The following is a 22,716-nucleotide window of genomic DNA, read 5'->3' on the forward strand; positions in this document are numbered from 1 at the left end:
CACAAATTCCCTAAAATCGCACGACCGTTCTTTTTTTGACGTGACCCTTTCCCGATCCACACAGAGGAGACTCCATGACCGCTGAGTACCAGGTCCACGGCGACGTCGCCGTCATCACGCTGAACAACCCGCCGGTCAACGGCCTGGGCCTGTCCACCCGCCAGGCCATCGTCGAGGGGCTGGAAAAGGCCGAAAACGACGCCATGGTCAAGGCCATCGTGCTGACCGGCGCCGGCAAAGCCTTCTCGGGCGGCGCCGACATCCGCGAGTTCGGCTCGCCCAAGGCGATCCAGGAACCCAACCTGCTCTCCGTCATCATTCGCGTCGAAAACACCACCAAGCCGGTGATCGCGGCCGTGCACAGCGTGTGCATGGGCGGTGGCCTGGAGCTGGCGCTGGGCGCGCACTATCGGCTAGCCGCGCCGGGTTGCAATGTGGCCTTGCCCGAGGTGAAGCTGGGCCTGATCCCCGGCGCCGGTGGCACGCAGCGCCTGCCGCGCGTGCTGGGCGTCGAAGCCGCGCTGAACATGATCGTCAGTGGCGAACCGGTCAAGAGCGAGATGCTGGCCCAGTTGCCCGGCCAGAAGCTGTTCGACAAGCTGTCGGCATCCGCCGAATCGCTGGCCGAAGAGGCCTTGGCCTTTGCCCGCGAGATGGCCGCCAAACACGCCGATGGCTCCGCCTTCCCGCTGGTGCGCAACCTGCCCTGCAAACACAAGGACGGCGACGCCTACTTCCAGTTCGCCCGCAACATGGTCAAAGGCATGGCCAAGAACTTCCCTGCGCCCGCCAAGTGCGTGGACGCCGTGGAAGCCGCGACCAAGAAGAAATTCAACGACGGCATGCTCTTCGAGCGCGAGATCTTCATCAACCTGATGTGGACGCCCGAGTGCAAGTCGCTGCGCCATTTGTTCACGGCCGAGCGCGCCGCCAGCAAGATCCCGGACGTGCCGGAAGACACGGCCAAGCGCAACATCGAGTCGGTGGCCGTGATCGGTGCCGGCACCATGGGCGGCGGCATTTCCATGAACTATCTCAACGCCGGCATCCCGGTGAAGATGCTGGAGATGAAGCAGGACGCGCTGGACCGTGGCGTGGCCACCATCCGCAAGAACTACGAAGCCCAGGTCAAGAAGGGCAAGCTCAAGCAAGACAAGTACGAGCAGCGCATGAGCCTGCTCTCCACCACGCTGAGCTACGACGAGATCGGCTCGGCCGATCTGGTGATCGAAGCCGTGTTCGAAGAGATCGGCGTCAAGGAAGCGGTGTTCAAGGAACTCGACCGCGTGATGAAGCCCGGTGCCATCCTGGCCTCCAACACCTCGACGCTGGACGTCAACAAGATCGCCAACTTCACCAAGCGCCCGCAGGACGTGGTGGGCATGCACTTCTTCAGCCCCGCCAACGTGATGAAGCTGCTGGAAGTGGTGCGCGGCGAAGCCACTGCCAAGGATGTCCTGGCCACGGTGATGGCCGTGTCTAAGAAGATCAAGAAGACGGCGGTGGTGTCCGGCGTGTGCGACGGCTTCATCGGCAACCGAATGATCGAACAGTACGGCCGCCAGGGCGGCTTCCTGCTGGACGAAGGCTGCACGCCCGAGCAGGTCGACAAGGCGATGGAGAAGTTCGGCATGGCCATGGGCCCGTTCCGCATGGGCGACCTGGCTGGCAATGACATTGGCTGGGCGATCCGCAAGCGCCGCTACGAAGAAAAGCCGGACATGAAGTACAGCAAGACCGCCGACCTGCTGTGCGAGAAAGGCCGCTTCGGCCAGAAGACCGGCGCCGGCTGGTACGACTACGTGCCGGGCAAGCGCGACGCGATCCCGAACGCCGAAGTGGTGAAGATGATCGAAGACCACCGCGCCGCCGTGGGCATCACGCCGCGCAAGATTTCGGACGAAGAGATCGTGCAGCGCCTGGTGTTCTCTCTCGTGAACGAAGCCGCGCACATCCTCGAAGAAGGCATTGCCAACAAGGCCAGCGACATCGACGTGGTCTACATCTTCGGCTACGGTTTCCCGGTCTACCGCGGCGGCCCGCTGAACTACGCCAACGAGGTCGGTCTGTTCAACGTGGTGCAAGCCATGAAGCGCTTTGCCAAGAACCCGCTGGACGACGCGAAGTTCTGGGAGCCGGCTCCCCTGCTGGCCCGCCTTGCCGCCGAAGGCAAAACCTTCTGATGACCGCACGAACATTGAATTGAGGAATCCATCATGACCAACGCCGTCATCGTCTCCACCGCCCGCACGCCCCTGGCCAAGAGCTGGAAGGGCGCCTTCAACATGACCCACGGTGCCACGCTCGGCGGCCACGCGGTGCAGCACGCCGTGCAGCGCGCCGGCATCGACGCCGCTGAAGTCGAAGACGTGATCATGGGCTGCGCCAACCCCGAGGGCGCCACGGGCGCCAACATCGCGCGCCAGATCGCGCTCAAGGCCGGCCTGCCGATCACGGTCTCGGGCATGACCGTCAACCGCTTCTGTTCATCCGGCCTGCAGACCATCGCGCTGGCCGCGCAGCGCATCATTGCCGGCGAAGGCTCGGTGTATGTCGCTGGTGGTGTGGAAAGCATTTCCTGCGTGCAGCAGGAGATGAACGTGCACATGCTCAAAGACCTCGCGCTGGAGAAGATCAAGCCCGAGATCTACTGGAACATGCTGCAGACCGCTGAACAAGTGGCCAAGCGCTACGGCATCGGCCGCGATGCCATGGACGAATACGGCGCCGCCAGCCAGCAGCGGGCCACGGCCGCGCTGGAAGCCGGGCTGTTCAAGGCCGAGATCGCGCCCATCACCGTGACCGCCGGCGTGGCCGACAAAGTCATGGGCCTGATGACCAAACAGGTCACGGTCGAGAACGACGAAGGCATCCGTGCCGGCACCACCAAAGAAGGCATCGCCGGCCTGCGTTCGGCGCTGCCGGGCGGTCTGGTCACGGCCGGCAACGCCAGCCAGTTCAGCGACGGCGCTGGTGCCTGCGTGCTGATGGACGAAACGCTGGCCGAGAAACGTGGCCTGCAGCCGCTGGGCCGCTTCCTCGGCTTTGCCGTCGCGGGCTGTGAGCCCGACGAAATGGGCATCGGCCCGGTGTTCGCCATCCCCAAGGTGCTCGCGCGCCTGGGCCTGAAGGTGAGCGACATCGACCTGTGGGAGCTCAACGAAGCCTTCGCCGTGCAGGTGCTCTACTGCCGCGACAAGCTGGGCATTCCGCACGACAAGCTCAACGTGAACGGCGGCGCCATCGCCGTGGGCCACCCCTACGGTGTGTCGGGCCAGCGCCTGACCGGCCACGCACTGATCGAAGGCAAACGCCGCGGCGCCAAGCGCGTCTGCGTGACCATGTGCATCGGTGGCGGCATGGGCGCGGCGGGTGTCTTTGAAGTCTTGTAAGGACCTCCGGTGAGCGACGTCACCGTCAGCCCCGAAGTCTTCCTCGCCATGGGCCGCGAGGTCCTGGCGAAACAGCCTTTTTCGGTGCTGATCGGGGCCGAGCTGGCGGCGCTGTCGCCGGGGCACTGCGAGCTGCACGTCCCGATCACGGAAGCGGTGAAACAGCAGCATGGCTTCGTGCACGGTGGCGTGCTCAGCTACGCCGCCGACAACGCGTTGACTTATGCGGGCGGCACGGCCTTGCGGGTGCCGGTGGTCACCTCCGAATTCAAGATCAACTACCTGCGCCCGGCCGTCGGTGAACGCCTGATCGCGCGCGCCGAAGCCGTGCACACCAGCAAGTCGCAGGCCGTCTGCCGCTGCGACGTGTTCGTGGTGAAAGACGGTGAAGAAAAGCTTTGCGCCGTGGCGCAGGGCACCATCGCCGCGTTGCCGGCGGCGCCTCCCTGAGCGAAACGATGGACCCCTACCGCATCGGTTCCGGTGCCGGCTACGCCGGTGACCGCATCGACCCCGCAGTGGATCTGGCCGAACGTGGTGAGCTGGATGCGCTGGTGTTCGAGTGCCTGGCCGAACGCACCATCGCGCTGGCCCAGCTGCGCCGAGCCCAGGATCCACAAGCCGGGTACGACCCGATGCTCCAGGCGCGCATGCGTGCCGTGCTGCCGGCCTGCGTGCGCAACGGCGTGACCATCATCACCAACATGGGCGCTGCGAACCCGATGGCGGCCGGGCAGGCCGTGCTGGATGTGGCGCGCGAACTGGGCCTGCCGCGCCTGCGCGTGGCGGTGGTGACGGGCGACGACGTGTTGCCCTGGATGCTGGCGAACGACGTGCCGCTGATGGATTCGACCGACACCGTGCGTTCGCTGGACGGCCGATTGATTTCGGCCAACGCCTACCTCGGTGCCGACGCCTTGCTGCCCGCGCTGCAGGCCGATGTGAACGTGATCATCACCGGCCGCGTGGCCGATCCGTCTCTGTTCGTGGCGCCGCTCATGGCCCACTTCGGCTGGACCGCGGATCACTGGCACCACCTGGGTCAGGGCCTGCTGGTCGGGCATCTGCTCGAATGCGCGGCCCAGGTCAGCGGCGGCTATCTGGCCGACCCGGGCCATGTGGACGTTCCCGATCTGCACCGCGTGGGTTTTCCGCTGGCCGAAGTGGCTGCCGATGGCAGCGCGGTCATCACCAAGCTGCCGGGCACCGGCGGGCGCGTGGACCGGTTGAGTTGCACCGCGCAGCTGCTGTACGAAGTGGAAGACCCGGCGCACTATCTGCAGGCCGATGTGGTGGGCGATTTTTCAAAGGTTCGTTTCACTGAGCTTGAATCTGACCGCGTGCAGGCGCAGGGCGCCAGCGGCCACGCCCGTCCCGAACAGCTGAAGGTGACACTGGGTTACCGCGACGGCTTCATTGGCGAGGGCCAGATTTCCTACGCCGGCCCGGGTGCGCGGGCGCGTGGGGAACTGGCTTTGTCCATCCTGCGGCACCGGCTGCAGGACGCCACGTTGTCCCACGGTCTCACAGGTCTGGAACACCGCGCCGAGCTGATCGGCGTGAACGCGATGCATGGCCCCCAGCTCGGCACCGACCGCGAACCCTATGAAGTGCGCGTGCGCCTGGCGGTGCGCTGTGCCAACCGCACGCAGGCCGAAGCGGTGGGGCAGGAAGTGGAGGCGTTGTACCTCAACGGTCCGGCGGGCGGCGGCGGCGTGACGCAGTCGGTGCGCGAGGTGATCGCTGCGGCCTCGGCCCTCATGCCGCGCCACGCGGTGCAGCCGCGCTGCGACATCCTCGAACGCCATGCAGGGGACTGACATGGCGAAAGCGCCCACCCCATCCAAGACCGCTCGCACACTGCGCGACATCGCACTCGCGCGCTCGGGCGACAAGGGCAACCGCGCCACGCTGAGCGTGATTGCGCTGAACCCGGCAGACTATCCCGAGCTGGAGCGCCTGCTCACCGCCGAGCGGGTGCAGACCCACTTTGCGGGCGTGGTGCATGGCCCGGTGCAGCGCTACACCTTGCCCGATCTCGCCGCTGTGCATTTCGTGATGTTCGATGCCCTGTGCGGCGGCGTGACACGCTCGCTGGCACTGGATGCCCATGGCAAAACCCTGAGTGCGGCCCTGCTGGACCTGCCTTTGCCCGACTGAGTTTTTTCAACACACAAGGAGACAAAACATGAGATCCCTGACCCGAGTCCTGGCGGCCACCGCCACCACCCTGGCCTGCTCCACCGCAATGGCCCAGGCCTACCCCGACAAACCCATCAAGGCGGTCGTGCCCTTTGCCGCCGGGAGCGCCACCGACACCATCGGCCGCGCCTTCGCGCTGAAGATGCAGGAGTCCTTGGGGCAGACCATCGTGGTGGACAACAAGCCCGGCGCCAACGGCCTGCTGGGCGCCGACGCGGTGGCCAAAGCCGCACCCGACGGCTACACCATCCTGATCGGCACCAACAGCACCAACGCGGCGTTGAAGAGCCTGATGAAGAAGCTGCCCTACGACCAGGACACCGCGTTCGCGCCCGTGGCCTACATGGGCTCGGTGCCGCTGATCATGGCGGTCAACAACGACGTGCCGGCCAAGACGCTGAAAGAGCTGGTGGACATGGCCAAGGCCAAGCCCGGCAGCATCAACTTCGCCAGCGCCAGCACCTCGCAACTCGTGTCCACCGAGATGATGGCCGGCATGGCCGGCATCCAGCTCACCAACGTGTCCTACAAGAGCGGTCCCGCCGCCATGACCGACCTGATCGGTGGCGTGGTGCAGATGTTCAGCGCCGACTTCGCGGTGATGCTGCCGCAGGTGAAGGCCGGCAAGGTGCGTGGCCTGGCGGTGACCTCAAGCAAGCGCTCGCCCGCCGTGCCCGAGCTGCCCACCGTGAACGAAGCGCTGGGCTTGAAAGACTACGAGCTGATCGCCTACTTCGCGGTGTTCGCGCCCGCGGGCACGCCGCCCGACATCGTGGCCAAGCTCAACAAGGCGGTGAACGCCGCCGCCAGCAGCAAGGAGATCCAGGACCGGTTCGCGGGCATCGGCTTCGCGGTCGAACCCGGCACCCCCGAAGACCTGGCCAAGCGCAGCGTGACCGAAACCGCCAAGTGGGCCAAGGCCATCAAAGACGCGAAGATCGAACCGCAATAAGCGGTGCGGTGAGACCGAAGGCGGCGCGGGGGCTTGCCTCAGGGCGCGGAGCGGGCCCAGCTCGCCATCAAGGTGTTGGACGGCAGGTGTTCGTCCAGCAGCTTGCGCGCCGTCTCGATGCCGGCCACCGGCAGGCCGGTCGGGTCGAGTTGGCCGATCTGCACCAGCACGCTGGCCTGGTCCCAGTAGATGTGTTCGTGGTAAAGCTTGTCGCCCCGGAACTTGACGATGGCCACCAGGGGGATTTCGACGCGTTTGCCGGTGGGCGCGATGCCGGGCAGCATCCAGTCGATCTCGCAGGTGTGCGTGAAGCAGAACAGCAGCTCGTCGACGATCTGTGTGGCGCCGATGGTGCGCGAGATCGGCACCAGCGTGGTGTCGGGCGGGTTGCTGTTGACGAAGTGGTGCTGGTAGAAGCGCGACAGCATGGTGTGGCCCACGCCGCCGGTCATGGTGGGAATGTGGTTCACATACGGTTCGGCCACCATGGTGGCCATGGTGGCGGCCACGTCGCGGGTGGCGAACTCGTGTTCGCAATGCTTGTCCCACAGGGCCGAGAAGTCGGGGTGGGGGCCCATGGTGGCCTTGAAGGCGGCCACGCTGCGCTGGTGCGCCATCAGCGCCGAAGGCTTGTGGAAGTGGTCAGCACCCTGCCGGGCAAACGCGTGGTCCACACCGGGGTACACATACAGCTCGGTCTGCTCGCGGCTGGACAGCGCCGCCAGGATCGCAGCGCGCGCCTCGGGCGGGCAGAAGGCGTCGTTTTCGGCGATGTGCAGCACCAGCCGGCCGCGCAGACCCTGGGCGTCGTCCAGCGCCTTTTCAATGCCCACGCCGTAGTAGCCCACGGCCACGTCGGCATCGGTGTGGCAGGCCGCCAGGTAGGCCAGCTTGCCGCCCAGGCAGAAGCCCAGCACACCGGCCTGGCCCGAGCACTCGGGGCGCTGGCGCAGCGCGTTCAGGCTGGCCTGGATGTCGGCCACGCCCAGGGTCTCATCAAAGCCCTGGTAGAGACCGAAGGCGCGCTGGAAATCGGCCTCGGTGTAGCCCAGCTGAATGCCGGGCTGCTGGCGCCAGAACAGGTCGGGCACCAGCACCACATAACCTTCTTCGGCGTAATGGTCGGCCACGGCGCGCATGGTGTCATTGACGCCAAAAATCTCCTGCGCGAGCACGATGCCGGGGCCATGGCCCGAGGGCGGAAGGGCGAGGTAGGCGTCGAAAGATCCGCTGCCGTCGCTGGCCGGGATGCGGATGGTTGAGGCGGTGGGTGTCATGCGGTTTCTCCAAGGTCTGCGAGGGTGGTGTATTGGCCATCCGAGTACAGCAGCGGTGCTTCGTTGCGGGGGCTCAGCAGCACCGCCTTGATCTCGCCGATCATGGCGGCGTGGCTGTGGGCCACCATCATTTCGTCAACCACGCAGTCGAACACGGCCAACGCGTCCAGCAGCACCGGCGCACCGGTGGCCAGCGTGCCCCAGCGGCCGGGCTCGAAGCGCTGCGACTGGGAAGTGGGCGCGCCGCCGAACTGCTGCGCCAGGTCGAGGTGGCGGTAGGCCAGCAGGTTCACGCTCATGCGCCGGCTTTCCGCGATGGCGCGGAAGGTCGAGCCCTTGAGGTTGACGCAGGCCAGCAGCCGCGCTGGCTCGGCCGAGAAGGAGGTGACGGCGGTGGCGGTCAGGCCGGCCAGGGTCTGGCCGTCGTGGGTGGCCACCAGAGTCACGGCACCGGTCAGGCGGCGCATGGCCAGGCGGAAGTCCGACAGCGGCAGGCTGGCGCTGTGGCGCAGGGCCTGCAAGGGGGGCAGGGTGCCCAGTTCGGCTGCGGTCATTGGACTACCCTCCGTGCTGCGCACTGCGGGGCTGAGCCCCTTCGGAACGGCGGGGGGTTGACACAGGGTGTCTCATGCCGGCACCGCTTCCAGGTAGGCGTCGACCTTGTCCGGCGTCATGAAGAAGTTCACGAAGTCGGTCGGGTTGTTGAAGCCGTTGGCGATGCGCCGGGCCACCCGGGGTTCGCCACAGGCCGCGCCCAGCACCTTGAGCACGTGGGGTGGCGGCGGCGACAGCAAGGCGTTGGTCCAGTCGGTGGCGAAGTGGCCGTAACTTGCCCAAAAATCCTCGAAGGTCTGCTGCATGAAGGTGGCGTCAAAGGGCTGGTCGCCTTGCGCCACGATGGCCCGTTCCACCGCGTTAGCGAACTTGGCCGCGTTGTTGGAGCCCTGCCCGGTGATGGGGTCGTTGAGCATCACCGCGTCGGCCATGCCCATCACCACCCGGCCGCTGGGCAACTGGCCCACCGGCTGGCGCACCGTGGGGGCGAAGCGCCCGGCGAGGATGCCGTTGGCATCGGTCAGCTCCACCTGGGTGCAGCGGGCCGCTTCCCAGGGCAGGAACTTGGCCAGTATTTCTTTAGACCGGGCCAGGTGCTGGGCCGGCGTCGCCACGTCGCCCCAGCAGTCCATGGGGCCACCGGGCACGCCCTCGAACACCATGATCTCGCAGGGGCCGCTGACCGTCAGCGCGGGGAACACGAAGTACTCGCCCACACCGGGGATGAGGTTGAAGTTGACGGCCGAGAACTCGGGGCGGGGCGCCATGCCGTGCACATAGGTCAGTGCCAGGGCGCGCTGTGGCTTGTCGTAGGGGCTGCGGCTGGCGTCGCGCTGGAACATCTGGGCGATGGCGCCCTTGCCGGCGGCCACGATCACGAGGTCGTGGCTCTGCGTCCAGCGCTCCAGGTCGTCCATGCCGGCTTCGTGCATCAGCAGTTCGCCGCCCAGGCGGCCGAACTCGGCCATCCAGCCGGGCACCTTCACGCGCTGGTCGACCGACTGCGCCTTGTGGTCCAGCCGGTGGCTCCAGCTCATGGCTTTTTCGCCGGGCAGCTCGGGGTGGGGCACGGTGAACGAGATGCCTTCGACCGGCGGGCATTCGGCTTCCCAGAAGTTGAGCCCGCGGTCGCGTTCGAGCTGCAGGCTGTCGTGGAACATGCACTGGCTGGACAGCACCTTGCCGGTGCGCAGGTCCTCGGGTGTGCGGTTGCTGGTGATGCTGACGCGGTAGCCGCGCTGGAGCAGGCTGATGCCCAGTTGCAGCCCGGCCTGGCCGGCGCCGACGATCATGATTTTGCGCATGGTGTTGTCTCCTGGTGGTGTGGGGGAAAGCGGGGTTGGTTGGAGCAACTTTGCCCTGCGGGCTGCGGTGCGAGCTTGCTTGGGAGCGGCCCGGCGCGGCGCTCAGGCCATCAGCTTGGGGATGGCCGGTTCGTGCGATTCCGGCCCCATGGCCGAATAACCACCGTCGACAGCGTAGTCGGCGCCGGTGACGAAGCTGGCGTGGTCCGAGCACAGGAACAGCGCCACCTGGGCCACCTCGTCGGGGTCGCCGACGCGCTTGAGCAGGTGGAAGGGGGCGGCCACGCGATCGGTCTTGGCGCGGTCGCCCTGGGTCAGCTGGTTCATGATGGCCGACCATGTCCAGCCGGGCGACACGCTGTTGACCCGGATGTGGTCGGGTGCCAGGTCCATGGCCATGTTGCGCGTCAGCTGCACCAGTGCGGCCTTGCTGACCGGGTAGAGCCAGCGCCCCGTCTGGGCCACGCCGGAGGAGATGCTGGTGAAGTTCACCACCGAGCCGCCCCCGGCCCGCTGCATGTGCGGGTGCACCGCCTTGAGCATCATCACCGCGCTGACCACATTCACGTCCAGGGCCTTGTGCCAGTCGGCGCGGCCCGATTGCAGCCCGTCGTCCAGGTAAGAGCAGGCCAGGTTGACGAGGAAGTCGACGCTGCCGAAACGCGCGGCGGTCTCGTCCACGCAGGCACACACCTGGGCGTCGTCGGTGATGTCGGTGGCGCGGAACCACACGCCGTCTCCGCAACCATCGGCCACCGCCTGGCCGCCAGCGGCGTCGATGTCGGCGAGCGTGACGCGAACCCCCTGGGCGTGCAAGGCCCGCACCACGGCAGCACCAATGAGCGTGGCGCCGCCGGTGACGATGGCGGTTTTGCCGGACAGTCCGAGAAAAGTGGCTTGAGGCATGGGGTCTCCTGGGCTTGAAACAAACGCCGCATGGGGCGGTGAGGCCACTGTAGAAACCGGCGGACCCCGGTGGCATCCCGATTGCGCAGCCACTGTCCCGAAAGCGAGAAATTGCAGGGAGTGCCCTTTCATGGCGCGTCGCCACGGGAAAATCCCGTGGCGCGCTGGTGCGTGTTTTGCTAGCGTCAGCGCCATGTTGTCGCCCTACCGTTACCCCTTGGCCAGCCATGCGCTGTTTCACACGCGGGATGTGGACCAGGCGCGCGAGGCGGTGGCACGCGTGTTCTGCCCCCACATGCTCAACCCCTGCGGATCGGCCGTGGTGCTTGACGCGCGCCACCACAGCGCGCCGGTGTGTCAAGACGTGAGCCTCAACTACGTGCAGTACGGCCCGGCGGTGGACATCGAACCCGGACACCTGCGCAGCTTCTACCTGCTGCAAATCCCGTTGCGAGGCAGCGCCGAGGTGAACTGCGGCGGGCAACGGGTCACGGCCCGACCGGGCGTGGCCTCGTTGCCGTCCCCGAGCGAATACCTGAAGATGCGCTGGGCCGATGACAGCCCCCACCTGATCCTGCGCATGTCGATGGGTGCCGTGGTGCGGCAGGTGGAGCAGCTGTCACAGACGGCCGTGCACCGGCCGCTGGTGTTCGGGTTGGGCCTGGCCATGGACACGCCTGCGCTGGCCCCCCTGGCCGGTTTCGTGCGCTACCTGGCCGAAACCCTGGAGGTGGACGCCGGGTTTTCCGGCTCCGCCCTGGCCCAGCAGGCCGAGGCCTACCTGCTCAACACCTTGCTGATGCAGGCGCCCCACAACTACAGCGAGGCTTTGTGTGGCGACACCCGGCGCCCGCTGCTGCCGCGCGCCGTGCGGCGGGCGCAGGACTTCATGCAGGCCAACGTGACATGCCCATTGACGCTGGCCGACCTCTGCGGGCACCTCCACGTGAGCGCGCGCAGCCTGCAGCAGGCCTTCGTCGCCCACACCGGCGAGTCGCCCATGGTGTACTGGCGCAACCTGCGGCTGGACAAGGTGCGTGAGTTGCTGCGCCGGGCCGCTGGTCAGGCGTCGAGCGATGTCTCGGTGACGCAGGTGGCCGCCGAGCATGGCTTCTTGCACATGGGCCACTTCGCAGCCCAGTACCAGCGCCGTTTCGGCGAGCGACCGGTGGACACCCTGAAGAGGCCGCGTGCTGTCATGCAGGGGTCAAGTCCACGCGCCTGAGCGCATTACAGTTGGCGCTCCCTGATCGAGGAGCCCCATGAATTTGCGACCCACCATCGATTTCCTGCTGCACGACTGGCTGGGCGCCGAATCGCTCAACCAGCGTGAACGTTTCGCTGACCACTCGCGCGAAACCTTCGACGCGGTGCTCGACACCTGCGAGCGCATCGCGCGAGAGAAATACGCGCCCTTCAACCGCCTGGTGGACACGCAGGAGCCGCACTTCGACGGTGAGCGCGTCATCCTGCCGCAGGCCACGCACGACGCGCAGAAGGCCTACGCTGAGAGCGGCATGCTGAGCGCCGCGCAGGACTATGACAAGGGCGGCATGCAGCTGCCCTACACGGTGGAGGCCGCGGCCAACGCCTTTTTTGCCATGGCCTCGGTGAGCATCGGCAGCGGCATGCTCACCACGGGCAACGCCAACCTGTTGATGAAGCACGGCACCGCGGCGCAGCAGCGCGTGTTTGCGCTCAACGAGTTCAATGGCCGATTCTCAGGAACCATGTGCCTGAGCGAACCGCAGGCCGGCTCGTCGTTGAGCGACGTGGTCACGCGCGCCGTGCCGGACGGTGACGGCTTCGAGGCCGACCCACTCGGCCCGCGCTACCGCTTGCGCGGCAACAAGATGTGGATCTCGGCCGGCGAACACGAGCTGACCGAGAACATCATCCACCTGGTGCTGGCCAAGATCCCCGACGAACACGGCAAGCTCATCGCCGGCGTCAAAGGCATTTCGCTCTTCATCGTGCCCAAGAAACTGGTGGATACCGAAGGCCAGCTGACCGGTGAGCGCAACGACGTGGCGCTGGCCGGTTTAAACCACAAATGCGGCTGGCGCGGCACCACCAACACGCTGCTGAACTTCGGCGAAGGCAAGTACCCGGTGCGCGGTGAAGCCGGCGCGGTGGGCTACCTGGTCGGCCAGCCTGGCCGGGGCCTGCAGTGCATGTTCCACATGATGAACGAGGCCCGCATCGGCGTCGGCATGGCGGCCACCATGCTGGGCATGGCGGGTTACCACGCGAGTCTTGACTATGCGAAGAACCGGCCCCAGGGCCGGCCCGTGGCGGCTGGCGGGAAGGATGCCGCAGCGCCCCAGGTGCGCATCATCGAACACGCCGACGTGAAGCGCATGTTGCTGGCCCAGAAGAGCTACTGCGAAGGTGCGCTGGCGCTGGAGCTGTATTGCGCCCGCCTGGTGGACGAGCAACACACCGGCGGCACGCAAGCTGCCGACGATGCGCGCTTGCTGCTCGAAGTGCTGACGCCCATCGCCAAGAGCTGGCCCAGCGAGTGGTGCCTCGAAGCCAACTCGCTGGCGATCCAGGTGCACGGCGGTTACGGCTACACGCGCGACTTTCCGGTGGAGCAGTACTGGCGCGACAACCGCCTCAACATGATCCACGAAGGCACACACGGCATCCAGGGCATGGACCTGCTGGGCCGCAAGGTGCTGATGGAAAACGGCAAGGGCCTGCAGCTGCTGGCCGGCCGCATCAACGCCACCATCGAGCGCGGAATCCAGGTGCCCGAACTGGCGGCGCACGCCAACGCCCTGGGCCAGGCGCTCGCACAAGTGGGCGCGGCCACGAAAGCCGCCTGGGCGACCGCCAACCCGACCGAGGCGCTGGCCAACGCCGTGCCTTACCTGCAGGCCTTTGGCCACACCGTGCTGGCCTGGATCTGGCTCGACGTGGCGCTGACCGCGCGGCACTCCAGCGAGAGCAACGCACGCACCGGGCGCCTGGCCGCCGCGCGTTTCTTTTTCCACTACGAGTTGCCCAAGATCGGCGCCTGGTTGCAGGTGGTTCGCGACCGCGACCTGACCTGTTCCGAGCTGCCCGAAGCCGCTTTTTGATGCCCTCCATTTCCAACATCCCAGGAGACAACACATGACCCGAACCGTCACCCAACTCTTCGACCTTAAAGGCAAGACCGCCCTCATCACCGGTGGCTCGCGTGGCCTGGGCCTGCAAATGGCCTATGCCCTCGGCGAGGCCGGTGCCCGCGTGGTGATCAGCTCGCGCAAGGCCGGTGACCTGGAAGAGGCCACGGCCGAGCTGCAGGCCGCCAACATCGACGCGCGCTGGATAGCCGCCGACTGCTCGCTCGAAGAAGACATCCGCCGCCTCACAAGCGAAACCCTGCAGCGTGTGGGTGAGGTGGACATCCTGATCAACAACGCCGGCGCCGCCTGGGGCGCGCCGGCCGAAGACCACCCGCTCGAAGCCTGGGACAAGGTGATGAACCTCAACGTGCGCAGCTACTTTTTGCTGAGCCAGCTGATCGCCAAGGCCAGCATGATCCCGCGCCGCAGCGGCAGCATCATCAACACCGCCAGCATCGCCGGCCTGGGCGGCAACCCCTCAGGCATGAAGACCATTGCCTACAACACCTCCAAGGGCGCGGTCATCAACTTCACCCGTGCGCTGGCCGCCGAGTGGGGCGAACATGGCATTCGCGTCAACGCCATCTGCCCGGGCTTTTTCCCGAGCAAGATGACGCAGGGCACCTTGAAGGCCATGGGCGAAGAGAAGCTGGCTTCACACGCTCCCTTGCGCCGTCTGGGCGACGACGAAGACCTGAAGGGTCTGACCGTGCTTTATGCGTCGGATGCTGGGAAACACATCACGGGGCAGTGGCTGGCGGTCGATGGTGGCGTCTCAGTTATTACGGGTGGTTGAGTGAAATTTGAAGTCCACATCCCATTCGTTGAACTGCTCGGCTTCGAACTGCAGACGTTCGAAGGCGGCGAGGCGGAGATCGCTTTTGCGCCGAAGCCCGAGCATGAAAATTCCTTCAACGTGGTGCACGGCGGCGCCAGCATGACGCTGCTCGATGTGGTGATGGCACACGCCGCGCGCTCGGTGGAACCGACCATGGGCTGCGTCACCATCGAGATGAAAACCAGCTTCATGCGCGCGGCCAAGGGGCCGCTGCTGGCCAAGGGCAGGCTGCTGCACCGCACCGCCACCATGGCCTTCACCGAAGGCAGCATCTTTGACGCGGCGGGCAAGCTTTGCGCCCACGCCACGGGCACCTTCAAATTCGTTCCGCGCCTGCCGGTCGGCAAGTCCACTAACGCGCTCAACACCCTCAAGACCGACTGAATTTTTCGGTCACCACCCACCCAGGAGACAACCATGCCCAGCAACCAACAGATCGTGCTCGACAACCGCCCGCAAGGCGAAGCAAGCGTCGACAACTTCAAGCTTGTGACCACCGAAACCCCGCCGCTGCAAGACGGCCAGGTGCTGGTGCGCCACCATTACCTGAGCCTGGACCCGTACATGCGCGGCCGCATGAACGACAGCAAGAGCTACGCCGCGTCGCAGCCGCTGGGCGAGGTCATGATCGGCGGCACGGTGGGCGAGATCGTGGAATCGAAGCACCCCAAGTTCCAACCCGGCGACCAGGTGGTCGGCATGGGCGGCTGGCAGGAATACAGCGTGGTCGACGCCGCGCAGCCCGGCGCGCTGCGCAAGCTGGACACCACGCACGTGCCGCTGTCCTACTACCTGGGCGCGGTCGGAATGCCGGGCGTGACCGCCTGGTACGGGCTGGTCAAGATCATCAACCCCAAGGCCGGTGACACGGTGGTCATCAGCGCCGCCACCGGCGCGGTGGGCAGCGCCTACGGCGCCCTGGCCAAGGCGCGCGGTTGCCGCGCGGTTGGCATTGCGGGCGGGCCGGAGAAGTGCGAGTACGCCGTCAAGGAGCTGGGCTTTGACGCCTGCATCGACTACAAGCTGCACAAAGACATGTACTCGCTGGCCAAGGCGCTGAAAGAGGCATGCCCGAACGGTATTGACGGCTACTTCGAGAACGTGGGCGGCATGATTCTGGACGCCGTGCTGCTGCGCATGAACGCCTTCGGCCGCATCGCGGTCTGCGGGATGATCGCCGGCTACGACGGCCAGCCACTGCCGTTGGCCAACCCGGCGCTGATCCTGGTGAACCGCCTGAAGGTCGAGGGCTTCATCGTGAGCGAACACATGGAGGTCTGGCCCGAGGCGCTGACCGAGCTGGGCACCTTGGTGGCCACCGGTAAGCTGCGTCCTCGCGAGACCGTGGCGCAAGGGCTGGCGTCTGCGCCAGAGGCTTTCATGGGTCTGCTCAAGGGCAAGAATTTCGGGAAGCAACTCGTGAGGCTGTAACCCCCCCGCGCCGCCTGCGGCGTCACCCCCCGAGGGGGCGCCACTGGCGGCCCGGCGGAGCCGGTTCCGCGGTGGCCTGGGTTGAAGTCATCGCTTCTTGTTTGAGGAGTTGTCATGAGCGCTACCCATGAAGTCTTTAATCAGGTTGATCCGCTGGTGGATGTCAATCTGTTCACTGGCAACCGGGCGCTGCAGGATGCGCTGAGGTTCAACGCGCCTGCGCTGGACACCGCGCCCTTGCATGCGCTCGGTGTCTTGGCGGGCAGCGCCGAGATGCAGACCCACGCGCGCCTGGCCAATGTGTTCACGCCGCAGCTCAAGAGCCACGACCGCTTGGGCCACCGCATCGACCAGGTGGAGTTCCACCCGAGCTACCACGCGCTGATGACGGCGGCGACGGCGGCGGGTTTGCATGGCACGCCTTGGGGGAGCCCTCACCCCTGCCCTCTCCCGCTGGCGGGAGAGGGCAGGGGTGAGGGTGCAGCGAACCCGCACCTCTCCCGCGCCGCAGGCTTCATGCTCTTCACCGAGCTGGAGTCCTCCACGCTGTGCCCCATCTCCATGAGTTACGCGGTCACGCCCGCGCTGCGCGACAACCCGGCCATCTACGCCGACTGGGCGCCACAGCTCACCAGCCGCGCCTACGACCCGGCGTTGAAGCTGTGGAAGGACAAACCCGGCGTGACCATGGGCATGGGCATGACCGAGAAGCAGGGCGGCTCGGACGTGCGCGCCAACACCACGCAAGCGGTGCCCGCCGGCAGCGACGCCTGGGGCCAGCGCTTCAGCGTCACGGGCCACAAGTGGTTCTTCTCGGCGCCCATGTGCGACGCCTTCCTGATCCTCGCGCAAACGCCCAGCGGTCTCTCTTGCCTGTTCCTGCCGCGCGTGCTGCCAGACGGGTCGATGAACCAGCTCTTCATCCAGCGCCTGAAAGACAAGCTGGGCAACAAGGCCAACGCCAGTTCCGAGGTGGAGTTCGCGGGCGCCACCGCCTGGTTGGTGGGCGAGGAAGGCCGGGGCGTGCCGCAGATCCTGGCCATGGGCACGATGACGCGGCTGGACTGCGCGCTCGGCACCAGTGGCCTGATGCGCCAGGCCTTGTCCATCGCGCTGAACCACACGTCGCAGCGCAAGGCCTTTGGCAAGCTGCTCATTCACCAGCCGTTGATGAAAAACGTGCTGGCAGATCTGGCGCTGGAATCCGAAGCGTCCACCGCGCTGGCGCTGCGCCTCGCGCGCAGCTTTGATTGCCCAGGCGATGAACACGAACGCGCGATGCAGCGCCTGCTCACGCCGGTGGCCAAGTTCTGGATCTGCAAGCGCGGCAGCCACTTCGCGCAAGAGGCCATGGAATGCCTGGGCGGCAACGGCTACGTGGAGGAAGGCGGCGAAGGCATCATGGCCCGCATCTACCGCGAGATGCCGGTCAACAGCATCTGGGAAGGCGCGGGCAACATCATGGCGCTGGACCTGCTGCGCGCCCTGCGCAAGGCAGACGCCGCCGCCGCGCTGGCCCACGAACTGGCCCCCGCCAAAGGCATGCACCCGGCGCTGGACCACCTGGCACAGAGCCTGCCGATCCGCGTCGAGCAGATGGCCACCGAGATCGAAGCCCGCCGCCTGGCGCAAGACGTGGCGCTGGCCGTGCAGGCCGCGCTGCTGGCGCAGACCGCGCCGGCCGCCGTGTTCGGCGCGTTCTGTGATTCGCGCATCGCCGGGCACTGGGGCCACAGCTTTGGCTCGCTCGGCTCGGGGGTCGATTTCGATGCCATCATTCAAAGAGCCCAACCGCGCTGAATTCTGGAGACACCATGCCCGATCTGATCCTGCACCACTACCCCATGTCACCCTTCGCCGAGAAGGCGCGCCTGATGCTCGGTTTCAAGGGGCTCGCCTGGAAGAGCGTGTTCATCCCCAGCGTGATGCCCAAGCCCGACGTGGTCGCGCTGACCGGCGGCTACCGCCGCACGCCGCTGCTGCAGATCGGTGCCGACATCTACTGCGACACGGCCCTGATCGCCACCGTGCTGGAGCACCTCAAGCCCGAGCCCGTGTTGTTCCCTCAACACCTCAAGGGCGTCACGCGCATCGTGGCGCAGTGGGCCGACAGCAGCTTGTTCTGGGCCGCCATGGGCCACACCCTGGGGCCCAAGGGCGCGGCCGCGATGTTTGGCACCCAGCCGCCCGAAGTGGGTCAGGCTTTCGCCGCCGACCGCAGCGCCATGCGCACCGGCATGACCAGCCTGCGCGCGGGCGACGCCGCCTCGGCCTACCGCAGCTACCTGCGCCGCCTCGCCCACATGCTGCACGAGCAGCCCTTCCTGTTCGGCGATGCACCCTGCATCGTCGACTTCGCCGCCTACCACCCGCTGTGGTTCACCCGCGTGGTGAACCCGGCCATGGCCGGCATCCTGGACGCCACGCCCGGTGTGCTGGCCTGGATGGACCGCATGGCTTCGCTGGGCCACGGCCAGCCCGCGAAGTTCACGTCCACCGAGGCCATTGCAGTGGCCGCCGCGGCCGTGCCCGCGCCGCTGGCCGACGAAGCCTTTCAAGACGACCACGGCATCGCGCTGGGCAGCCGCGTGACCGTGGCCGCCGAGAGCTTCGGCACCGAGACCACCGAGGGCACGCTGATCGCCGCCACCCGCACGCACTACACGCTGGAACGCACCGACGACCGCGCGGGGCACCTGCACGTGCACTTCCCCCGCATCGGCTATGTGCTGAAGGAAGTGCGCGCTTGAGCGGCCAGACCGTGCTCACCCGCAGCGCCGCCGTGCAGTGGCGCTGCCTGCCGTTTGCCGCCCTGTCGGCCGACACTCTGTACCGGTTGCTGCGCCTTCGCTCGGAAGTCTTCGTGGTGGAGCAGCGCTGCGTGTTCCTTGATCTGGACGGGCGGGATGCGCAGTGCATGCATGTGCTGGGCGAAGCCGTTGCCCCCACGCTCCCCGCTGCGCTGGGTTCGCTGCCCCCCGAGGGGGCGCGTTTCGCCTTGGGGCGGCCCGGCGGCGAAACCGTTGCCGCCGATGGCCCCGTCAGCCTGCTGGCCAGCACCCGCCTCGTGCCACCCGGTGTGGACTTTGCTGAAGCCAGCATCGGCCGCGTGGTCACCGCGCCCGCCGCACGCGGTGGCGGCATCGGCCACGCGCTCATGGCGGAGTCGGTGCGCCAGCTCATCGCGCTGTGGGGCGAGCAGCCCATCCGCATCGGTGCGCAGGCGCATCTGGAAGCCTTCTACAACCGCCACGGCTTCGTGTCGGATGACAAGCCCTACGTCGAAGACGGCATCCCGCACATCGAGATGCTTCGCAGATGAACCCAGGTGCGATCCAAAGTGATGGGTTTGACTCCTTCCCCCGCTGGGGGAAGGCAGGGATGGGGGCCGTCGCCGCAGTACAAGACTGGCTATTTGCAAACACATCTGAGTTCGTGCCCCCATCCCAGCCTTCCCCCAGCGGGGGAAGGAGCAAGTCACGTAAAACATCACTTTGAATCGCGCACCATGAGCCCCCAAAACCACAGGAGACACGACCGATGATTCAAGATTTCAAAGACAAGACCGCGGTACTGACCGGCGCGGGTTCAGGCTTCGGCCTCGAATGTGCGCGCATCGGCGCGAAGCTCGGCATGAATCTCGTGCTGGTCGATGTGCAGCAAGACGCGCTGGACCAAGCGCAGGCCGAGATGGAAGCCGCTGGCGCGCACGTGCTGGCCCGCAAAGTGGACGTGTCCAGCGCCGAACAGATGGAAGCCCTCGCCGCCGACGTGTTGCAGCGTTTCGGCGCGCCGCACTTCGTCTTCAACAACGCGGGCGTGGGCTCGGGCGGCTTGGTCTGGGAAAACTCGGTGAAGGACTGGGAGTGGGTGCTGGGCGTCAACGTGTGGGGCGTGATCCACGGTGTGCGCCTCTTCACGCCCATGATGCTGGCCGCCGCCAAAGCCGACCCGGCGTATCAAGGCCACATCGTCAACACCGCCAGCATGGCGGGCCTGCTGACTCCCCCCAACATGGGCATCTACAACGTGAGTAAACACGCGGTGGTGAGCCTGAGCGAGACGCTCTATCAAGATTTGAAGCTGGTCACCGACCAGGTCAGCGCCAGCGTGTTGTGCCCGTATTTCGTGCCCACCGGCATCAACCAGAGCCACCGCAACAAGCCGGCCGAACTGGCCGACGAGAAGGCGACACAGAGCCAGATGATCGGCCAGGCCATGAGTGACAAGGCCGTGGGTTCGGGCAAGATCACCGCGGCACAGGTCGCACAGATGGTGTTCGACGCCATCGCCGCCGACCGCTTCTACATCTACAGCCACCCCAAGGCGCTGGGCAACGCCCAGTCGCGCTTCGACGCGGTCGTGGCCGGTAGCAACCCGCCCGACCCGTTCGCCGAACGGCCCGAGATCGGCGTGGCCTTGCGGCAGGCGCTGCGCGGGTGAGGGCGGGAGATTCTTGGCTGCTGAAGCAAGTGATAAAAAGATATCTTTAAGATATACTGAAACCACTTCATCGCTTCACAACCAGGGGTCCAACCATGCCCAGCCGCACCCAAACCCTCTCAAACCAGATCGCCTTCCGCTACCGTGCCGCCGACAGCAGCACGGGCGTGACGCGCACCACGGCCCAGCGACTGGCCGCACAACTTGGTGTGGATGAAACCCAGACCATTCACCTCGCGCTCCATGCGCTGGCCGTGCAGGTGCTCCCCCAGTACGAAGCCGACGACGGCGCCCTGACCGCCACGCAGCTGCGGCAGATTCGCGCCCGCGCGCCCAAGGCCCCGACGAAATCGGTGCGGTCGAGTCTGTTCGGCACCGACAACACATGACTGGGTGGCCCGAGCCCACCGCCGGGGACATCGTCTGGTGTCACTTCCCGGATGACATCAACCCCAAACCCAAGCCGCGACCCGCCCTGATCCTCGTCGTGTTCGACGACCAGGCCCCGGAGTTCTTCGTTCAGGTGGCCTACGGCACCAGCCAGCGCACCACCGCCCTGCACAAAGGCGAGTTCGCCATCCTCAAAGCGAAACACCCGGCCGCCTACGCGGCGGCTGGACTGAGCTACGACACCAAGTTCAACCTGAAGAACCTGGTCACGCTGCCCTTCAGCAGCGAGTGGTTCTCGGTGCCCCCCGCCGCCCCCCATGGGCAAAACCCCAAGTTGGGCGTGTTGCACCCCAGCCTTGTGCGAATCGCTGGCACCGCCCACCACGCGGCCCACTCGCCCCCAGGCTGACATGGCCAGCCTCGGTCATGCGCTGTTCGACACTGTTATCGGCGCCTGCGGCATCGCCTGGGGCAGCCACGGCATCACGGCGGTGCAACTGCCCGAGCCCAACGCGCAGGCCACGCGAGCGCGCCTGCTGAAGAGCGCGGGTGGCTGCCCTGAGGTGAGTGACCCACCCGATGCCGTGCGCGCCGCCATCACCGGCATCCAGGCCCTGCTGAACGGTGAGCCGCGCCAGTTGCTGGAGCTGGAGCTCGACCTGGAGCGCCTCACGCCGTTCCAGCGCCAGGCCTATGCCATCGCCCGCGCCATCCCGCCGGGCCAGACCCGGACCTATGGCGAGATCGCGCAGGAGCTCGGTGACCCGAGCCTGGCCCGCGCCGTGGGCCAGGCCATGGGGCACAACCCGTTTGCGCCGGTCGTGCCCTGCCACCGCGTGCTGGCCGCCGGCCAGAAGCCGGGCGGGTTTTCAGCCAGCGGCGGTGCGCTGACCAAGCTGCGCATGCTGGCCATCGAAGGCGCGGTGCCGGGCGGCACGCCATCGCTGTTCGACGACCTCTGAGCGTCAGCGCTGCGCCAGGCGCTCGGCCAGCGCCAGCGCCGAGAGTGGCGCACAGCCCTCGGCCTTGTTGCTGATGGTGACAAAGGCGTTCTGGCCTGCGCCGGTCACGCCGGTGAGGGTGCGCACGAGCAGCGCGCGGGTGTCTTCGTCCACGTCGTGGATGCGGTCGTAGGGGCTGTATTCGCGCTGCGCGTCTTCGTAGCCGTAGGCGCCGTGCAGCGGGTTCAGGTTCCAGCGGCAGACCATCGGCCCGGGCCACAGGGCGCGCAGCAGCGGCAACTGCTCGGCCAGACGCGGCATCTTGGCGTGCAGGCCCAGGCAGTAGGTGGCACCCGTCTCCTTGAGCACGGCCGCGAGCTGCGGCGCGATGGTGGGCGATAGCCACTCCGGGTCGCGCACCTCGACGGCCACTACGCCATCGGGCGTGGCGCCGCGCACATCGGGCAGCGCCCTGAGCATCGCGCGCAGCCGCTCCAGCAACAGCGGCAGGCGCTGCAACTGTGAAAAGGGCAGGGGGCTGAGCTGGAACACCAGCGCGCCCACCTTGTCGCCCAGCCCCGCCAGCGCGGGGGTGATGAACTCCTGCGTGGCCAACGCCGGGTCCAGAAAGGCGGTGTTGGGCTGGCGGCCCTGGCCCTGTTCGCCGCGCACCAGCGCATCGGTCACCACCGCCGGCGCCTTGACCACGAAGCGGAAGTCGTCGGGCACCTCGCCCGCGTAGCGCGCGTACTGCCCCTCGGTCAGCGGGCGGTAGAACGAGCGATCAATGCCCACGCAGCGCAGCAGCGGGTGTTGCGCGTAGGCAGCCAGGCCGTTCTTGGCCAGCACGGATTCGCTGTACGGCCCCTCGTCCCAGACGATGCCGGCCCAGCCCGGGTAGCTCCAGGTCGAGGCGCCCAGGCGGATGCACGGGTTCAGGCCGGCATCGTCTGGGACGAGGGGCCGTAC

The 22,716-nt window shown here is 66.9% G+C and carries 23 protein-coding genes; 18 read left to right on the forward strand and 5 right to left on the reverse strand.

Annotated elements, in window-relative coordinates; all coding sequences use genetic code 11:
- The first annotated feature begins 74 nt into the window (after positions 1–74).
- The 6 genes from B0E41_RS15840 to B0E41_RS15865 are packed head-to-tail and all read left to right on the forward strand — an operon-like array spanning position 75 to position 6,546.
- Positions 75–2,183 carry a 3-hydroxyacyl-CoA dehydrogenase NAD-binding domain-containing protein gene (locus B0E41_RS15840; protein WP_077332125.1) on the forward strand — a complete coding sequence of 703 codons (2,109 nt, stop codon included), beginning with the start codon at positions 75–77 and terminating at the stop codon, positions 2,181–2,183.
- A gap of 33 nt (positions 2,184–2,216) precedes the next feature.
- The gene (locus B0E41_RS15845; RefSeq protein ID WP_077332126.1) at positions 2,217–3,392 is read left to right on the forward strand and encodes an acetyl-CoA C-acyltransferase; all 1,176 of its coding nucleotides are present in this window, start codon (positions 2,217–2,219) and stop codon (positions 3,390–3,392) included.
- Positions 3,393–3,440: 48 nt separating this feature from the next.
- Positions 3,441–3,842: a PaaI family thioesterase gene (locus tag B0E41_RS15850; RefSeq protein ID WP_077332149.1), complete on the forward strand. Its 402-nt coding sequence runs from the start codon at positions 3,441–3,443 to the stop codon at positions 3,840–3,842.
- 8 nt (positions 3,843–3,850) lie between these two features.
- Positions 3,851–5,212, forward strand: coding sequence for an acyclic terpene utilization AtuA family protein (locus tag B0E41_RS15855; RefSeq protein ID WP_077332127.1), 1,362 nt, complete (start codon positions 3,851–3,853; stop codon positions 5,210–5,212).
- A 1-nt stretch (position 5,213) separates the two neighbouring features.
- On the forward strand, positions 5,214–5,552 hold the full coding sequence (locus B0E41_RS15860; RefSeq protein WP_077332128.1) for a hypothetical protein: 339 nt from the start codon (positions 5,214–5,216) through the stop codon (positions 5,550–5,552).
- 28 nt (positions 5,553–5,580) lie between these two features.
- A complete protein-coding gene (locus tag B0E41_RS15865) occupies positions 5,581–6,546 on the forward strand; it encodes a tripartite tricarboxylate transporter substrate binding protein (RefSeq protein WP_077332129.1) in 966 nt (321 codons plus the stop codon).
- Positions 6,547–6,584: 38 nt separating this feature from the next.
- Here the strand turns inward: B0E41_RS15865 and B0E41_RS15870 are convergent, their stop codons facing one another.
- The 4 genes from B0E41_RS15870 to B0E41_RS15885 form a co-directional block, all read right to left on the reverse strand.
- Positions 6,585–7,823, reverse strand: a complete 1,239-nt coding sequence (locus tag B0E41_RS15870; protein WP_077332130.1) for a dienelactone hydrolase family protein — start codon at positions 7,821–7,823, stop codon at positions 6,585–6,587.
- The gene (locus B0E41_RS15875; RefSeq protein WP_077332131.1) at positions 7,820–8,377 is read right to left on the reverse strand and encodes a flavin reductase family protein; all 558 of its coding nucleotides are present in this window, start codon (positions 8,375–8,377) and stop codon (positions 7,820–7,822) included. Before B0E41_RS15875 ends, B0E41_RS15870 begins: the two co-directional genes overlap by 4 nt.
- A 72-nt stretch (positions 8,378–8,449) precedes the next feature.
- Positions 8,450–9,682, reverse strand: a complete 1,233-nt coding sequence (locus B0E41_RS15880; protein ID WP_077332132.1) for a styrene monooxygenase/indole monooxygenase family protein — start codon at positions 9,680–9,682, stop codon at positions 8,450–8,452.
- A 102-nt stretch (positions 9,683–9,784) separates the two neighbouring features.
- Positions 9,785–10,588 (reverse strand): SDR family oxidoreductase, encoded by an 804-nt coding sequence (locus B0E41_RS15885; RefSeq protein WP_077332133.1) that lies wholly within the window; start codon positions 10,586–10,588, stop codon positions 9,785–9,787.
- Between the two features lie 193 nt (positions 10,589–10,781).
- Here B0E41_RS15885 and B0E41_RS15890 point away from each other — a divergent pair, with 193 nt between their 5' ends.
- The 12 genes from B0E41_RS15890 (at position 10,782) to B0E41_RS15945 (ending at position 21,768) form a co-directional block, all read left to right on the forward strand.
- On the forward strand, positions 10,782–11,813 hold the full coding sequence (locus B0E41_RS15890; RefSeq protein ID WP_077332134.1) for an AraC family transcriptional regulator: 1,032 nt from the start codon (positions 10,782–10,784) through the stop codon (positions 11,811–11,813).
- Between the two features lie 37 nt (positions 11,814–11,850).
- On the forward strand, positions 11,851–13,674 hold the full coding sequence (locus tag B0E41_RS15895; RefSeq protein WP_077332135.1) for an acyl-CoA dehydrogenase: 1,824 nt from the start codon (positions 11,851–11,853) through the stop codon (positions 13,672–13,674).
- Between the two features lie 34 nt (positions 13,675–13,708).
- A complete protein-coding gene (locus B0E41_RS15900) occupies positions 13,709–14,500 on the forward strand; it encodes an SDR family oxidoreductase (RefSeq protein ID WP_077332136.1) in 792 nt (263 codons plus the stop codon).
- On the forward strand, positions 14,501–14,926 hold the full coding sequence (locus B0E41_RS15905; protein WP_077332137.1) for a PaaI family thioesterase: 426 nt from the start codon (positions 14,501–14,503) through the stop codon (positions 14,924–14,926).
- A 33-nt stretch (positions 14,927–14,959) separates the two neighbouring features.
- On the forward strand, positions 14,960–15,973 hold the full coding sequence (locus tag B0E41_RS15910; RefSeq protein ID WP_077332138.1) for an NADP-dependent oxidoreductase: 1,014 nt from the start codon (positions 14,960–14,962) through the stop codon (positions 15,971–15,973).
- Between the two features lie 114 nt (positions 15,974–16,087).
- A complete protein-coding gene (locus B0E41_RS15915; RefSeq protein WP_077332139.1) occupies positions 16,088–17,773 on the forward strand; it encodes an acyl-CoA dehydrogenase family protein in 1,686 nt (561 codons plus the stop codon).
- Positions 17,774–17,787: 14 nt separating this feature from the next.
- Positions 17,788–18,723 carry a glutathione S-transferase family protein gene (locus tag B0E41_RS15920; protein WP_077332140.1) on the forward strand — a complete coding sequence of 312 codons (936 nt, stop codon included), beginning with the start codon at positions 17,788–17,790 and terminating at the stop codon, positions 18,721–18,723.
- Positions 18,724–18,755: 32 nt separating this feature from the next.
- On the forward strand, positions 18,756–19,295 hold the full coding sequence (locus B0E41_RS15925) for a GNAT family N-acetyltransferase (RefSeq protein WP_253194919.1): 540 nt from the start codon (positions 18,756–18,758) through the stop codon (positions 19,293–19,295).
- Between the two features lie 218 nt (positions 19,296–19,513).
- Positions 19,514–20,416, forward strand: coding sequence for an SDR family oxidoreductase (locus B0E41_RS15930; RefSeq protein ID WP_077332141.1), 903 nt, complete (start codon positions 19,514–19,516; stop codon positions 20,414–20,416).
- Between the two features lie 95 nt (positions 20,417–20,511).
- The gene (locus B0E41_RS15935) at positions 20,512–20,805 is read left to right on the forward strand and encodes a hypothetical protein (RefSeq protein ID WP_077332142.1); all 294 of its coding nucleotides are present in this window, start codon (positions 20,512–20,514) and stop codon (positions 20,803–20,805) included.
- Entirely contained in the window at positions 20,802–21,215 is a 414-nt protein-coding gene (locus B0E41_RS15940) for a hypothetical protein (protein WP_077332143.1), read from the forward strand. Before B0E41_RS15935 ends, B0E41_RS15940 begins: the two co-directional genes overlap by 4 nt.
- Before the next feature lies 1 nt (position 21,216).
- Complete coding sequence (locus B0E41_RS15945; RefSeq protein WP_077332144.1) at positions 21,217–21,768, forward strand: methylated-DNA--[protein]-cysteine S-methyltransferase; 552 nt, start codon at positions 21,217–21,219, stop codon at positions 21,766–21,768.
- A gap of 3 nt (positions 21,769–21,771) precedes the next feature.
- On the opposite strand, the gene B0E41_RS15950 is transcribed toward B0E41_RS15945, so the two are convergent.
- Positions 21,772–22,686, reverse strand: coding sequence for a DUF72 domain-containing protein (locus B0E41_RS15950; protein ID WP_077332151.1), 915 nt, complete (start codon positions 22,684–22,686; stop codon positions 21,772–21,774).
- Positions 22,687–22,716: the final 30 nt, after the last annotated feature.

The organism is Hydrogenophaga sp. A37 (assembly GCF_002001205.1).
In the GTDB taxonomy this organism is placed as follows: domain Bacteria; phylum Pseudomonadota; class Gammaproteobacteria; order Burkholderiales; family Burkholderiaceae_C; genus Hydrogenophaga.

What these genes read in the sequence shown, in the direction of transcription:
- B0E41_RS15845 (WP_077332126.1), top strand. Translation starts at nt 2,217, where the DNA reads ATGACCAACGCCGTCATCGTCTCCACCGCCCGCACGCCCCTGGCCAAG.
- B0E41_RS15915 (WP_077332139.1), top strand. Translation starts at nt 16,088, where the DNA reads ATGAGCGCTACCCATGAAGTCTTTAATCAGGTTGATCCGCTGGTGGAT.
- B0E41_RS15930 (WP_077332141.1), top strand. Translation starts at nt 19,514, where the DNA reads ATGATTCAAGATTTCAAAGACAAGACCGCGGTACTGACCGGCGCGGGT.
- B0E41_RS15890 (WP_077332134.1), top strand. Translation starts at nt 10,782, where the DNA reads ATGTTGTCGCCCTACCGTTACCCCTTGGCCAGCCATGCGCTGTTTCAC.
- B0E41_RS15870 (WP_077332130.1), bottom strand. Translation starts at nt 7,823, where the DNA reads ATGACACCCACCGCCTCAACCATCCGCATCCCGGCCAGCGACGGCAGC.
- B0E41_RS15850 (WP_077332149.1), top strand. Translation starts at nt 3,441, where the DNA reads ATGGGCCGCGAGGTCCTGGCGAAACAGCCTTTTTCGGTGCTGATCGGG.
- B0E41_RS15895 (WP_077332135.1), top strand. Translation starts at nt 11,851, where the DNA reads ATGAATTTGCGACCCACCATCGATTTCCTGCTGCACGACTGGCTGGGC.
- B0E41_RS15855 (WP_077332127.1), top strand. Translation starts at nt 3,851, where the DNA reads ATGGACCCCTACCGCATCGGTTCCGGTGCCGGCTACGCCGGTGACCGC.
- B0E41_RS15865 (WP_077332129.1), top strand. Translation starts at nt 5,581, where the DNA reads ATGAGATCCCTGACCCGAGTCCTGGCGGCCACCGCCACCACCCTGGCC.
- B0E41_RS15910 (WP_077332138.1), top strand. Translation starts at nt 14,960, where the DNA reads ATGCCCAGCAACCAACAGATCGTGCTCGACAACCGCCCGCAAGGCGAA.
- B0E41_RS15920 (WP_077332140.1), top strand. Translation starts at nt 17,788, where the DNA reads ATGCCCGATCTGATCCTGCACCACTACCCCATGTCACCCTTCGCCGAG.
- B0E41_RS15875 (WP_077332131.1), bottom strand. Translation starts at nt 8,377, where the DNA reads ATGACCGCAGCCGAACTGGGCACCCTGCCCCCCTTGCAGGCCCTGCGC.
- B0E41_RS15940 (WP_077332143.1), top strand. Translation starts at nt 20,802, where the DNA reads ATGACTGGGTGGCCCGAGCCCACCGCCGGGGACATCGTCTGGTGTCAC.
- B0E41_RS15885 (WP_077332133.1), bottom strand. Translation starts at nt 10,588, where the DNA reads ATGCCTCAAGCCACTTTTCTCGGACTGTCCGGCAAAACCGCCATCGTC.
- B0E41_RS15840 (WP_077332125.1), top strand. Translation starts at nt 75, where the DNA reads ATGACCGCTGAGTACCAGGTCCACGGCGACGTCGCCGTCATCACGCTG.
- B0E41_RS15880 (WP_077332132.1), bottom strand. Translation starts at nt 9,682, where the DNA reads ATGCGCAAAATCATGATCGTCGGCGCCGGCCAGGCCGGGCTGCAACTG.
- B0E41_RS15945 (WP_077332144.1), top strand. Translation starts at nt 21,217, where the DNA reads ATGGCCAGCCTCGGTCATGCGCTGTTCGACACTGTTATCGGCGCCTGC.
- B0E41_RS15900 (WP_077332136.1), top strand. Translation starts at nt 13,709, where the DNA reads ATGACCCGAACCGTCACCCAACTCTTCGACCTTAAAGGCAAGACCGCC.
- B0E41_RS15860 (WP_077332128.1), top strand. Translation starts at nt 5,214, where the DNA reads ATGGCGAAAGCGCCCACCCCATCCAAGACCGCTCGCACACTGCGCGAC.
- B0E41_RS15935 (WP_077332142.1), top strand. Translation starts at nt 20,512, where the DNA reads ATGCCCAGCCGCACCCAAACCCTCTCAAACCAGATCGCCTTCCGCTAC.